We start from the raw sequence: 13,652 nt of genomic DNA on the forward strand, positions 1-13,652 counted from the left end.
CTAACGTTCCTGTTTCTTCAACAGTATGACCGCCAGACTGGTGATGACAGGAATGGCGAGTGCAAGGGGCAGCAACAAAGAGCCAAGCTCAGCAAATCCCAGCGCTTTGGAAAAAGTTCCTCGACTGATCGTCAGAAAGTACGTGGCGGGAAAAATCTCACCAACCAGTCGTGCACCGCCTTCCAGCGAAGAAACCGGATCGATCATGCCGGAAAAGCGTGAAGAAGGGATGATGGTAGCCAGCGATGTCGCGAAGATGGCGGCAATCTGGCTGCGTGTAAAGGCTGAAACCAGCAAGCCGAGACCGGTAGCGGCGGTCACATACAATAATGCTGCCACTGTCAGTAACAGGAAATCCCCCTTGTGCGGTACGCCGAAAACGAATACAGCCAGTATGCACAATAGAAAAAAGTTGATCATCCCCAGGGCAATGTAAGGAAGCTGCTTGCCAAGGAGAAATTCCAGTCTGGTCACGGGCGTGACATACAGATTGAGAATGGAACCCAGCTCCTTTTCCCGTACGACACTGAGTGCGCTGAGCATGGCCAGAATCAGCATCAGCAACATAGGTATCACCGCAGGGACGATAGCCGGCAAACTTTTGACGTCAGGGTTATAGCGAAAACGTGTTTCGATCGTCATCAGCCCGGCAGGTAAATGATCTGTGGCATGATGGCGTGCCTGCTCGAGCAGCCAGTTTTGATGCATCGCCTGTACATAACCAAGTATATTCTCGGCGCGTGTGGGCATTGCGCCATCGATCCAGGCGCCGATTCTGACGTTATCACCGCGTGCCAGATCACGTGCGAAATTCGGGGGAATTTCCAATGCGAGACTCAACTCACCGCTGCGCATACGTTGATCGAGCTCGCCATAATCAGTGATTGGTGGCTGTTCGATGAAATAACGTGAGCCGCTGAGATCGAGTATATAGTTCCGGCTGAGTGTGGTCTGGTCGCGATCCAGTACGGCAAAGCGCAGATTCTCGACATCCATACTGATACCGTATCCCATGATGAACATCAGTAATACAGTCCCGAATAATGCGATTGAACCGCGGATCGGATCACGGCGCAGTTCCAGTGCTTCGCGCAAGGTGTAGCTGAACAGGCGTAACAGACTGAAACGGGTATTGAGTGTCATGACAGCGTGAGTCTCCTCTGGCGCAACCGTCGCCTGGGCCTGGGTAGTGGAGGGAACAGGCATTTTCACCGGTTTATCACTGATGCCACTTGCCTGTTTCAGGTAACTGATGAAAGCAGCTTCCAGTGTGGAATGGCCGCTACGCTCGATCAGTGCGGCAGGGGTATCACTGGCGAGAATCTTGCCGGCATGCATCAGCGAGATACGATCGCAGCGCTCGGCCTCGTTCATGAAATGGGTGGAAATGAAGATGGTTACCTGATCACGGCGAGCCAGGCCGATGATCAGCTCCCAGAACATGTCCCGTGCGATTGGATCGACACCGGAGGTCGGTTCGTCGAGAATCAGCAGATCCGGCTGATGAATGACTGCGACTGCCAGTGACAACCGCTGACGCATACCCAGCGGCAGAGCATCGGGAAAGCTGTCCATGACTGCTTCGAGCAGAAAACGTTCAGCCATTTCGGTGACACGCGCAGGAATATCGGCATCAGGCAGGTGGAACAGCTTTGCATGCAGCTCCAGATTCTGTCGCACAGTCAGCTCGGAGTAGAGTGAAAACGCCTGAGACATATAGCCGACTCGTTTACGGGTAGCCAGATTACCGGCATCGATGACCTGACCGAATAGCCACGCTTCTCCTTCACTGGGGGGTAGCAGGCCGGTCAGCATTTTCATGGTGGTGGATTTACCACAACCGTTGGAGCCGAGAAAACCAAAGATCTCACCACGCGAAATATGCAGATTGACCCGATCAACCGCGACAAAATCGCCAAAACGCATGGTCAGATCGTGTGCCTCGATGGCAATTTCCTGATCATCCCGGATATCGCGTGGCGGGATAATGATCTCTCGGTAACCTCTGCGTTTTTCTGCCGGCAATAACCGGATGAAGGCGGCTTCCAGCGAGTCGGTGTCAGTACGTGTACGCAGCTCGGCTGCAGTCCCGGTAGCAAGAATTTTGCCGGCATCCATTGCTGCCAGCCAGTCAAAGCGTTCTGCCTCGTCCATATAGGCAGTAGAAACCAGTACACTCATATTGACGTGTTGTGTACGCAAACGACTGATCAGCTCCCAGAACTGCGCACGTGATAGTGGATCGACACCAGTAGTCGGTTCATCCAGCACCAGAAAATCGGGGTCGTGAATCAGTGCACAGCACAAGCCGAGTTTCTGTTTCATTCCACCCGATAATTTACCGGCAGGGCGATCCCGGAAAGGGGCCAGCCCGGTACTTTCGAGCAATTCGTCGATACGCTGATGACGTTCGATCTGTTCGTGACCGAACAACTGACCGAAGAAATCGATATTTTCGAATACCGAGAGCGTGTGGTACAGATTCCTGCCCAATCCCTGTGGCATGTAAGCAATCCGTGGGCAGACCACACGACGATGTGCCGGATCTGCGATATCGCCTCCCAGGACTTCGATCTGACCCTGCTGCATTACTCGCGCACCGGTCAGTAACGACATCAGACTGGATTTGCCGACTCCATCCGGACCGATCAACCCTGCCATGCAATGGGCGGGAATCTCTACGTCGAGAGCATCGAGTGCGAGAGTGTCACCGTAACGTAAATTGACATTCTGTACACGGATGACCGGTTTCGTAGAGATATCCACACTCATTGCGGTAACCTGACTTCCAGCTCAGCGGGCCATACTGCTGCAGGATCGAGTTTGACATAAGCCATACCGGGTAAGCCGGTCTTGACCTGCTCAAGGTGTTGCTTCAACAACTCGGGATCGATTCTTGCCCTGACACGAAACATCAGCTTCAGGCGTTCACTTTCGGTTTCCACCGTTTTCGGCGTAAATTGAGCAACACTGGCGACAAAGCTGGCTTTGGCCGGAATCACATAACCTGGCGCAGCATCGAGCACAATATGGATGTCGCTGCCGAGTGCTACTTTACCGGCAGCTTCAGCAGGCAGGAAGAAAGTCATATAAACATCAGAAAGATCGACCATGCTGAGGACACGGCCGCCCACGCCCAATACCTCACCGGGTTCTGCCACACGATACTGCACACGGCCATCACGTGGTGCCCGCAATTCACTGTCATCGATATCTGCCTGCAAGCGTGCAACCGTGGCCTGGGCCGCGACAATGACCGATTGTGACTCTATCACCTGTGATTTTGCCGCTTCGATACTGGCATTGGCTGCGGCAACCTGAGCCTGCGCTGCACTGACAGCAGCTTGTGCACTCAATACGCGTGCCTGGTCATCATCCAGTTCCTGCTGAGCTGAGGCGCCTTCACCAGCCAGCATTTGCGTACGCTGCAAGCGTTTGCGGGCAGCATCCAATTCCGCTTGACGCTGGGCCACGACCGCGCGTGCAGCCGTCTGCTCGCTCTGACGCTGTATCACGATGGATTGTGCTGTCTGGTGGGCATGTTCAGCCCGGCGAACCTGTGCTTCCGCCTCGATCTGCTGAGCGCGCAGTACCTGTGTATCCATGCGTGCCAGTACTCTGTCGGCTTGCACAAAATCGCCTTCTCTTGCCAGAATTTCGATAATACGGCCGGGAGCCCTGGTAGCAATATCGATTTCGGTTGCTTCGATGCGGCCATTGCCTGCCACGATCCCGGCAGGCAGACCCGCCGGACGAAGTACTCTCCATGCGACGATGATCGTGATGATGACGAGGGCCGCAAGGAGATAAGTCAGTACCGGTTTCACGCGTTTATTCATTGTTTCTCCGAGATGATTTCCACTCCACCTCCCAGTGTTTTATAAACTGTAATCAGATCAGTCGAGACTTTCGTTTCAGAACGGGCAAGATCGATCTCGGCACTGTAAAGTGTGCGTTGAGCGTCCAGCACATCCAGAAACGATACGGTCCCTACCTGAAAGCGTAACTGTGATAATCGGACCGCTTCACGCAGATCCATCACAGAACGAGCCAGGGCTTGTCGCCGAATTTCTTCCTTGAGATAGCGTGTCAGGGCCGTTTCGGTTTCCTGTAATGCTTCCAATACCGTTTTCTCAAATGTCAGATAGGTTTCCTGCTGCCGTGCATTGGCCAGATCGATTCCTGCCCGGATACGACCAAAATTGAGCAGCGGCTGTAAGAGACCGGCAGCAGTGTTATAGGAAAAGGCGGCTGACTTGAACAATGCATCGAGTTCGGTATTGCGCAGACCCAGGAAGGCTGATAGCGACAGCCGCGGGAACAGTTCTGCGATTGCAGCACCTTGCAGCGCTGTTGCAGCAGCGAGCCGGCGTTCGGCAATATGAAGATCAGGGCGGTGGCGAATGGTTGCCACAGGTGAGGCCAGAATGGTACGTCCGGGGGCCATGGGTACGGCATCCGGTTCACTCAGTGCAGCAGCAAGTGCGCCTGGCTGCTGTCCCGTCAACATCTCCAGCTGCCGTAATGCAGCAACCAGGCTTCCTTCCAGATCAGGAATCTGAGCCCTGGTGGTTTCGGTCTGTGCCCGTGCTCGTACCGCATCATAGCGGGTACCAACGCCCGCCTTGAAGAGTTTCTCGGTTAATTCCTGGGTAGTCTGCTGAGCAGCCAGGTTTGCGCGCGTGATACGTAACTGATTCTGGAAACTGCGGTATTCGATATAGCTGCGTGCCAGATCGGCTGTCAGTGTGACCAGTGCCTGGCTGTACTGAATATTGACGGCATCCAGATCGGCAGAAGCAGCTTCCAGCTGGCGACGCAAACGGCCGAACAGATCGATTTCCCATAAGGCATCGAATCCCAACTCGAACAAGTTGAATTTGATACCAGGTGCAAATCCGGGAAAGGGATTATGACTACGCTGGGCATTGGCTGTTGCGTTGACACCCGGGAACAGCCCGGCACGAATGGCACTGCGCTCAGCGCGGGCCTGGTCGATACGGGACAGTGCAATTTTGAGATCGAAATTGTCTGATAGCGCCTGATCTATCAGGCTATCCAGCCGGGGATCATTGAAATTTTTCCACCATTCCTTCAATACCTGCTGATCGATCGGCTGCACAGACAGACTTTGCTGTTCAACAATCTCTTCTTTTTCAGCCTGCCAGGAATCGGGAATGCCAGGAAGAGGAGGGCGGTAATCCGGACCGACAGCACACCCGCTCAGAATGACTGCGATGAGAAACCAGCCAATCTTGTCTATCATGGCTTCACCCCGGCAAGTGGAAAGGCGGTGTTTGCGATGGAAGCTGCCATCAACCCGATTCTAGCCGATAAAAGATATTTTAATTCTCCAGGGTTTTCAACCCGGCGAAACCCGCCTGATAAAGTTTCTCGGCAATTTCCCATTTATGTTCAGGAACACGGTTCGTGCAGAATAAGGTGCTGTATATGCCATCAACCAGCGAATGCAGATACAAATTGGCCAGTTTGATATCGGTAGTCTGTGGCAGCTCGGCATTGGCGACAGCTTCAATGATGAGTTCTTCTGTATCGGCCATGCGCTGCGCTTCCCACTCGTTTCGAATATCGAGCAGGGCGAGATGATCCTCGCTTTCATCACATTTGAGGTACAGAATATGCAGTACACGCTGTACCGGCCCTGGTTCCGAGTATAAACGCAGGAGATAGATTCCTTCCCGGTACAGTGTCTGCAGCGCGGATTCCCCTTTAATCCGGACAGGTATTTCCATCGACGCGAAGGCCCGTTCGCACATAGCGATCGACAGATCTATCTTGTTTTTATAGTGCCCGTACACGGCTCCGCGTGAAACATTGGCAGCATGGGCAATATCTCCCATGGTCGTACGTCCCATCCCTTTGCATAAAATGACCTGTTCCGCTGCATCCAGAATCGTATCGCGTGTACGTTGTGAATCTTCCCTGGTTTTTCCTGGCACACACTTTCCTCAATCAAATAAATACACTGCTTATCAATAGTCAGCATTACACGTTACAGCTAATTAATCAATCATGACTGATTACATGCTATATTGTCGGAATGATAATCATGTCCGGATTATCCAGCGACAAAACAATAAAGAGAGATTCATGCTTCGTTACCCAAACCGGTTTTATATTCTGATGGTTCTGTTCTCGATCTATGGACTTTCAGGGTGTAACGACCGACAGAGCGATACGGCAGCGAATGAAGTTCCCCCGCAAGTCGATGTCATTATCACTCGGGTGGTTTCTTCTCCGGTCAGTATTGAATTGCCTGGCAGACTGGAAGCTTTCCGACAGGCAGAGGTACGCGCCAGAGTGGCCGGAATCGTGACAGAGCGGCTATATAAGGAAGGGCAGGATGTGCGTAAAGGTACTCCGCTTTTCCTGATCAATCCCGAGCTGTTGAAAGTGGCGCGTGATGAAGCATCAGGCACTTTGGCCAAGGCTGAGGCCAATTACCATGATGTAGCCGACAAACTCAAGCGTTACAAAGATCTGGTCAGTGATCATTCCATCAGTGAACGTGATTATCAATCCGCAGTGGCCGGGGAAAAACAAGCCAAGGCTGAATTGCTCTCAGCCAGAGCACGGCTGGAAAAAGCCAGGCTCGATCTCGGTTATGCAACCGTCGTTTCACCGATCGATGGTCGGGCACGCCGTGCATTGGTAACGGAGGGTGCGCTGGTCGGGCAGGATGCGCCGACACCCTTGACCACAATCGAACAGATCGATCCGATTTATGTCAATTTTTCACAACCGGCTACTGAAGTCATGGCCATGCAGCGTGCCATCAAATCTGGAAAAATCCGGGGTATCGAACAGAAAGATATTCAGGTTCACCTGATTTTTTCGGATGGCAGTGAGTATGGCCATACCGGCAAGCTGTTCTTTTCAGATCTCGCCGTGGATACATCGACCGACACCGTAGCGATGCGGGCACTATTTGACAACCCTGAATACGAACTGTTACCCGGTGCTTATGTGCAGGTACGACTGGAACAGGCCATCATCAACCATGCCGTTCCTGTTCCACGTGATGCCCTGGTTCGTGCTGCCGGCGTATCGAGCGTCATGATTGTCGATACTGAAGACACAGTACAGAGAGTCGAAGTCGAGGCGAATACGCTGGAAGGTAACCACTGGGTGGTTACCAGCGGGTTGCAGGGTGGCGAGAAAGTGATTATCAGCAACCCGGCCATGATGATATCGGGTGCCCGGGTAAGGCCCGTCGTTACCGACGATCAGACAGATCATTCCCAACAATAAAAATCCATACAGGAATTTATGGCGCGATTTTTTATCGACCGCCCGGTATTCGCCTGGGTCATCTCATTACTGATCATTCTTGCCGGATTACTCTCCATTCGGGGGCTGCCGGTAGCCCAATACCCGGATATTGCACCACCTGTGATCAACGTATCGGCCACTTATCCCGGTGCTTCCGCCAGAATTGTCGAAGAATCGGTCACCGCGATTATCGAACGTGAAATGAATGGCGCGCCGAGATTGATGTATACCTCAGCCACCAGCAGCCCGGGTTCCGCCAACATCAACCTCACATTCAGACAGGGCACGGACCCCGATCTGGCTGCCGTGGAAGTACAGAATCGTTTGAAAATGGTGGAAGCACGTTTACCAGAAGTCGTGCGCCGCAACGGTATTTTCATTGAAAAATCCGCTGACAACATACAGCTGGTGGTTTCCATTACTTCTAACGATAATCGCTTGACGGAAATCGAGCTGGGAGAACTGGCATCTGCCAATATATTGCAGGCATTGCGCCGGGTCGAGGGTGTTGGCAAGGTACAGTCGTTCAGTCCGGAATATGCCATGCGTATATGGCCGGATCCAGCAAAAATGACTTCTCTCGATCTGACGGCATCCGATCTCGCTTCGGCGATACGCAGCCATAATGCCCGTGTGGTCATCGGTTATATCGGTGATAAGGCAGTACCGGAGCACGCACCTATCAGTGCCAATGTCGCGGCAGACAAAGCACTTGCTACGCCGGAAGATTTCAAGAATATTACGTTACGGACAAAAGCAGATGGGGGTGCCATCCTGCTGCGTGATGTCGCCAGAGTGGAATATGGCGGAAGCGATTATTCGTTCTTTTCCCGTGTCAATGGCAAGAATGCCGCGGGGATGGCAGTGAAAATGGCACCGGGATCCAACGCTGTGGCTACGGTAGAACGTATACGCAATACCATGGATGAACTGTCCAGATATTTCCCGCCAGGGGTCAGCTACCAGATACCTTACGATACTTCAGCGTTTGTCGAAGTCTCCATCCAGAAAGTAGTGAATACCCTGGTCGAAGCAGTAGTCCTCGTGTTTCTGGTGATGCTCCTGTTCATGCAGAGCATCCGGGTAACGCTCATTCCCACCCTGGTCGTTCCGATTGCGCTCCTTGGCACCTTTGCGGTCATGTATGGCCTGGGGTTTTCCATCAATGTACTGACCATGTTCGGCATGGTACTGGCGATTGGTATCGTCGTGGATGACGCCATCGTCGTGGTGGAAAATGCTGAGCGTATCATCGTCGAAGAAGGTCTGTCTCCCTACGAAGCTACCGTCAAAGCGATGCAGCAGATCAGCGGTGCGATTATCGGTATCACGGTCGTTCTGACTTCTGTATTTTTGCCCATGGCGTTTTTCAGCGGTGCAGTCGGCAACATTTACCGCCAGTTTTCTCTGTCACTGGCGACTTCCATTGCTTTTTCCGCCTTTCTGGCACTTTCATTGACGCCTGCTTTGTGCGCTACCTTGCTCAAACCTGTCGACAAAGAACACCATGAAAATAAACGTGGATTCTTTGGCTGGTTCAACCGGACATTCATTTCTCTGACCAATCGGTACCAGCATCGTGTCGGGCAGATACTCAAACGTCCTGTGCGCTGGCTGGTTGTATACGGCATTATCATTGCTGCTGTAGCCTTGCTGTTCGCCCGTTTGCCGACTGCTTTCCTGCCGGAAGAGGATCAGGGAGATTTCATGATCATGGTCATGCTGCCACAGGGTGCCACGATGCATGAAACCATGAATACATTGGGTGAAGTGAGCCAGTATCTGCAGGAAAACGAACCGGTGAAATATGTTTATGAAGTCGGTGGCTTCAGTTTCTATGGCACGGGCGCCAGCAGCGGCATGATTTTTGCGACATTACAGGACTGGGAAGAACGCAAACATGCCGATCAGCACGTGCGATCGATTGTCGAGCGTGTCAACATGCATTTTTATGGACGGCCCAATCTGACGGTATTTGCGTTGAATACACCGCCATTACCTGAACTGGGCTCATCCAGTGGTTTCGATCTGCGGCTGCAGGATCGCGGCAATGTCGGCTATAAAACGCTGGCCGCTGCCCGCGACCGGCTACTGGCCGAAGGCGGACAACATCCGGTACTGACCAATCTGATGTTCGCCGGCTTGGCAGAAGCACCGGTCATCAACCTGGATATCAACCGGCGCAAGGCACAAGCGCTGGGTGTTACGATGGATGAAATCAATGCCACACTCGCTGTCATGTTCGGCTCGGATTATATTGGTGACTTCATGCACGGGAATCAGGTCAGGCGTGTCATCGTTCAGGCGGATGGCAAGAACCGTATCGAGCTCGATGATATTCGTAAACTGCGGGTAAGAAATGCTGCGGGTAAGCTGGTGCCGCTGTCATCCTTTGTTTCACTGGAGTGGGGGATGGGTTTACCGCAACTTACACGCTACAACGGTTTTCCTTCCTTTACCATCAATGGCAATGCTGCTGCCGGCAAAAGCAGCGGGGAGGCCATGCGAGAAATCGAGCATATCGTAGCCAAGTTGCCGAACGGGATAGGCTTCGACTGGTCAGGCCAGTCGCTGGAAGAACGGCTCTCCGGCGATCAGGCTCCGTTCCTGTTCGGGCTATCCGTGCTGATCGTATTTCTGGCGCTGGCTGCCCTGTATGAAAGCTGGCTGATTCCACAGGCGGTCATTCTGGTCGTGCCACTGGGCGTGCTGGGTGCTGTGCTGGGAGTGACGTTACGCGATATGCCGAATGATATCTATTTCAAGGTTGGCCTGATCGCAATGATCGGGCTTTCTGCGAAGAACGCCATTCTGATCGTCGAAGTGGCAAAAGAACTTTACGACAGTGGTATGAGCCTGATCGATGCAACACTGGAAGCTGCCCGTTTGCGCCTGCGTCCGATCATCATGACTTCCCTGGCTTTCGGTGCCGGGGTACTGCCTCTGGCGTTGGCAACCGGTGCAGCATCGGGCGCTCAGACCGCAATCGGTACCAGTGTATTTGGAGGGAATGTCATGGCGACCGCACTGGCAATATTCCTGGTGCCCCTGTTTTTTGCTGTGATAGGGCGTTATATCAAGCGTTCGCGACACTCATAAAAATATCTGTCAGTCATGAAGAATAGTAGCTTTTCCAAACCAGCCACGAAATCGGCTGTTTCAGCACTGGTGTTATTGCTCAGCGGCTGTTCGCTGATCCCTGAATACAGCCGGCCGCCAGCACCGCTTCCCGCCAGTTACACCGCTGATGATACGAATGCAATGGATGCTGCGCCCGAAAGCTGGCAACAGTATTTCACTGACCCGGTTTTGCAGAACCTGATCAATATCGCGCTGGAACAGAATCGGGATTTGCGCATCGCAGCATTACGTATCGAAGAAGCACGTGCCCAATATGATATTCAACGATCGGCGAAATTACCCACAATCGATGCCACTGGCAGCTATGACCGCAGCCGTCTGATTTTTGCGAAGGGAGAAACCTTCGACGTCGATATGTATCGTGTCGGTATCGGCATCAGTAATTTTGAAATCGATTTCTTTGGCCGGATAAAAAGTCTTTCTGAAGCGGTACTGGAAGATTACCTGGCTACCCGGGAAGCTCAGCAGACAGCACGAACGAGTTTGATTGCCGAAGTAGCGGCGGCTTATGTCGATGAGCGTGCTTTATCAGAACGTCAATTACTGGCAGAAAAAACGCTGGCTGCACGTGAAGCCAGCTATACCCGCATCAGACGTCGTTTCGATGCGGGTATCGATACGGCTATAGATCTGAAAGCAGCAAAAATGCAGATGGAAAGCGCACGTGCAAGTGTGTCGGCGCTGGACCGGGAACATACCCGGGCGATCAATACTTTACTGTTATTGATGGGAGATCAATCAGTCACCTTACCTGGCGGTATTGCTGCACTCGATACACTGGCATTTTCACCGATCCCGGCAGGGCTGCCTTCCGACTTGCTGGAAAGACGTCCGGATATTCGTGCCGCCGAACACAAACTGAAAGCTGCCAATGCCAATATCGGGGCTGCGCGTGCTGCTTTGTTTCCGCGCCTGCAGTTGACCACCAATATCGGTCTGGTCAATGAGCATTTCACCAAGTTGCTCAGTAACGGCATCAATGCCTGGGCATTTACGCCACAAATCATATTTCCGATTTTTACCCATAAGCGTAACCAGGCCAATCTGAATGTCAGCCGTGCACGTATGGAAATCGCCGTGGCTGAATATGAAAAAGCCATCCAGACTGCCTTCCGGGAAGTCGCCGATACATTGCTGGCAAGAGAGCAGATCGAAAAACAGATCAATGCTCAGTCCAATGCAACCGATGCAGATCGTGAACGCCTGAAACTGGTAACCCGGCGTTATGAAAAAGGAGTAGCCAATTATCTGGAACTACTGGATGCGCAACGCAGCCTGTTTGATTCCGAACAGGCACTCGTCCAGCTCAGGCAGCTTTCTTTATCGAACGCCATCAACCTGTTCAAAGCATTGGGTGGGGAATGGAGCGGGGCAGGGATTAACTGATATGGGTAGGTTCAAATCGTTGAATTCTATTCAATGCCCCACGTAAGGAATCGCGGGTAATAGTCATATCGTAATCGATTTGAAGACCCATCCAGAATTCAGCGGTATTACCAAAATACCGCGCCAGTCTGAGGGCGGTGTCGGTAGTAATTGCACGACGCTCCCGTACGATATCGTTGATACGGGTGGCCGGAATTTGCAATGCCAAAGAAAGTGCATGAGGAGTGATTTTTAACGGCATCAGAAATTCTTCGCGCAGAATCTCGCCAGGGTGAATGGGGTGCAATTTTCCACCTTCAGCCACATCACTGAAATCCATGTTTTCCAACTCTTCGATATGGATAGTCATAAATATAATTTTTCAATGATAATCGGTAATCTCGACATCAAATACATCGCCTGCTTCGAATCGGAAACAAATTCGCCATTGATCGTTGATGCGAATGCTCCATTGTTCATTCCGGTTACCAGACAATTTTTCAAGCCTGTTTCCAGGTGGGATACGCAGTTCCTCAATTGATGAAACACGATGTAACTGCGCCATTTTTCGACGAGCAACCCGGAGAATTTCTGGTGGCAGTCGCCTGATCTTTTCATTAGCAAATAAAGCAGCTGTTTCTTTCGTGGCGAAAGTTTTGATCATAAACACAATGATATAACGTCAAACGTTAAACATCAAACGGAATAATTGGCTGTTATATTGACTTGATTAGCCCATTCTTACGTATGAAAATTTTCTGATAGCTTTTTCGATACCGGGGCATTCAGGCTAATGCCAGCGCGAGCTGCTTCTATACTGAGATGACAGGTAAAGGTGGCGATTATGAGTTATTAAACATACCGGGCTCAGAATAGAGCCCGGATATTTAAATGTTGGAGCTGAAGCACTAAAACATCGTACTGACGGAAAATGCAATGGTTCTCGGTACACCCAAATTATATTGATCTTGCCAGTAATTTTTACCCGTCAGATTGATGACATTCAGGCGTACGATCAGTGCTTTATCGAGTACCCGGGTGGTATATCGAGCGCCAATATCATACAGGGTATAGCTGGGAATTTTATCTGTATTGGCCACATTGGCGTATCTCTCACCAGTATAGTAGATTCCACCGGTCAGATTCAATCCTGGGATCCATGGTAATGCATATTCCGCATAAATCTTCCCCATTCTGGAAGCAGCATTGGTTGGTTTTTTGCCTTCGAGAGCAGGGTCATTGGATTTCTCCACACCGATATCCATCAGGGTACCGCCCCCCATGATAGTCAGATTGTCGGTTACTTTTCCGGTCAGAACCAGCTCTACCCCGTTATGTACTTGCAAGCCGTCCTGGACATAACGTGGGATGGGTGTTGCAAGATCCGAATACCGATTAGTTTTTTCGATTCGGAATAGTGCGGTACTTAACAACAAGTTGGGATTGATATCATATTTCAAGCCCACTTCATATTGTTTACTGAGTAACGGAGAAAGCACTTCTCCACGGTTGGCGTAAGCATTACCTACTATTATGCTAGGGCCTGTTAACACTAATTAAATAATCTACGATCAGAGCGAAATGGATGAAGAATCGGAAAACTGAATCCAACTTGTCAAAGCGAGAGAAGATTCTTCTGAATCTCTTCAGGCGACGAAACAGCCGTTCCACCTCATTACGCTTTTTGTACATTTCAACGTCGTACTCCCAGGGTGACACACGATTTGCTTTTGGCGGCACCACTGGAATCATCCCCAGATCAAGTACCAACTGTCGGGTTTCATCCCCTTCATACGCTTTATCCATGATCACGTGAGTGTCAGAGAATCCCTTATTCTCCAGGGTTTTCAGCA

At 51.4% G+C, this 13,652-nt stretch carries 11 protein-coding genes; 3 read left to right on the forward strand and 8 right to left on the reverse strand.

Annotated features, from left to right (window positions below):
- From rbbA to B5D58_RS10350, 4 genes are all read right to left on the reverse strand, one after another.
- Positions 1 to 2,772 carry a ribosome-associated ATPase/putative transporter RbbA gene (rbbA, locus tag B5D58_RS10335; RefSeq protein WP_011111710.1) on the reverse strand — a complete coding sequence of 924 codons (2,772 nt, stop codon included), beginning with the start codon at positions 2,770 to 2,772 and terminating at the stop codon, positions 1 to 3.
- Complete coding sequence (locus B5D58_RS10340; RefSeq protein WP_011111709.1) at positions 2,769 to 3,839, reverse strand: HlyD family secretion protein; 1,071 nt, start codon at positions 3,837 to 3,839, stop codon at positions 2,769 to 2,771. The genes rbbA and B5D58_RS10340 overlap by 4 nt, the downstream gene beginning before the upstream one ends.
- Positions 3,836 to 5,266, reverse strand: coding sequence for an efflux transporter outer membrane subunit (locus B5D58_RS10345; protein ID WP_011111708.1), 1,431 nt, complete (start codon positions 5,264 to 5,266; stop codon positions 3,836 to 3,838). The genes B5D58_RS10340 and B5D58_RS10345 overlap by 4 nt, the downstream gene beginning before the upstream one ends.
- A 79-nt stretch (positions 5,267 to 5,345) precedes the next feature.
- Entirely contained in the window at positions 5,346 to 5,960 is a 615-nt protein-coding gene (locus B5D58_RS10350) for a TetR family transcriptional regulator (RefSeq protein ID WP_011111707.1), read from the reverse strand.
- A 151-nt stretch (positions 5,961 to 6,111) separates the two neighbouring features.
- Here B5D58_RS10350 and B5D58_RS10355 point away from each other — a divergent pair, with 151 nt between their 5' ends.
- The 3 genes from B5D58_RS10355 to B5D58_RS10365 are packed head-to-tail and all read left to right on the forward strand — an operon-like array spanning position 6,112 to position 11,820.
- The gene (locus tag B5D58_RS10355) at positions 6,112 to 7,272 is read left to right on the forward strand and encodes a MexX/AxyX family multidrug efflux RND transporter periplasmic adaptor subunit (RefSeq protein ID WP_011111706.1); all 1,161 of its coding nucleotides are present in this window, start codon (positions 6,112 to 6,114) and stop codon (positions 7,270 to 7,272) included.
- 18 nt (positions 7,273 to 7,290) lie between these two features.
- Entirely contained in the window at positions 7,291 to 10,392 is a 3,102-nt protein-coding gene (locus B5D58_RS10360) for a multidrug efflux RND transporter permease subunit (RefSeq protein WP_011111705.1), read from the forward strand.
- 15 nt (positions 10,393 to 10,407) lie between these two features.
- Positions 10,408 to 11,820, forward strand: coding sequence for an efflux transporter outer membrane subunit (locus B5D58_RS10365; RefSeq protein WP_011111704.1), 1,413 nt, complete (start codon positions 10,408 to 10,410; stop codon positions 11,818 to 11,820).
- Here the strand turns inward: B5D58_RS10365 and B5D58_RS10370 are convergent.
- The 4 genes from B5D58_RS10370 to B5D58_RS10385 form a co-directional block, all read right to left on the reverse strand.
- Entirely contained in the window at positions 11,813 to 12,169 is a 357-nt protein-coding gene (locus tag B5D58_RS10370) for a HigA family addiction module antitoxin (protein ID WP_011111703.1), read from the reverse strand. The two genes, B5D58_RS10365 and B5D58_RS10370, sit on opposite strands and share 8 nt — an antisense overlap.
- Before the next feature lie 12 nt (positions 12,170 to 12,181).
- A complete protein-coding gene (locus B5D58_RS10375) occupies positions 12,182 to 12,463 on the reverse strand; it encodes a type II toxin-antitoxin system RelE/ParE family toxin (RefSeq protein WP_011111702.1) in 282 nt (93 codons plus the stop codon).
- 244 nt (positions 12,464 to 12,707) lie between these two features.
- Positions 12,708 to 13,352: a TonB-dependent receptor domain-containing protein gene (locus tag B5D58_RS10380; RefSeq protein WP_086935131.1), complete on the reverse strand. Its 645-nt coding sequence runs from the start codon at positions 13,350 to 13,352 to the stop codon at positions 12,708 to 12,710.
- The coding region (locus B5D58_RS10385; protein ID WP_143779574.1) for a transposase at positions 13,336 to 13,652 on the reverse strand (317 nt) is incomplete at its 5' end. The genes B5D58_RS10380 and B5D58_RS10385, both read right to left, overlap by 17 nt.

It is taken from the genome of Nitrosomonas europaea (assembly GCF_900167395.1).
Lineage (GTDB): Bacteria > Pseudomonadota > Gammaproteobacteria > Burkholderiales > Nitrosomonadaceae > Nitrosomonas > Nitrosomonas europaea.

Coding starts and splice junctions, on each gene's coding strand:
- B5D58_RS10340 (WP_011111709.1), bottom strand. CDS start 3,839: ATGAATAAACGCGTGAAACCGGTACTGACTTATCTCCTTGCGGCCCTC.
- B5D58_RS10355 (WP_011111706.1), top strand. CDS start 6,112: ATGCTTCGTTACCCAAACCGGTTTTATATTCTGATGGTTCTGTTCTCG.
- rbbA (WP_011111710.1), bottom strand. CDS start 2,772: ATGAGTGTGGATATCTCTACGAAACCGGTCATCCGTGTACAGAATGTC.
- B5D58_RS10345 (WP_011111708.1), bottom strand. CDS start 5,266: ATGATAGACAAGATTGGCTGGTTTCTCATCGCAGTCATTCTGAGCGGG.
- B5D58_RS10370 (WP_011111703.1), bottom strand. CDS start 12,169: ATGACTATCCATATCGAAGAGTTGGAAAACATGGATTTCAGTGATGTG.
- B5D58_RS10360 (WP_011111705.1), top strand. CDS start 7,291: ATGGCGCGATTTTTTATCGACCGCCCGGTATTCGCCTGGGTCATCTCA.
- B5D58_RS10375 (WP_011111702.1), bottom strand. CDS start 12,463: ATGATCAAAACTTTCGCCACGAAAGAAACAGCTGCTTTATTTGCTAAT.
- B5D58_RS10365 (WP_011111704.1), top strand. CDS start 10,408: ATGAAGAATAGTAGCTTTTCCAAACCAGCCACGAAATCGGCTGTTTCA.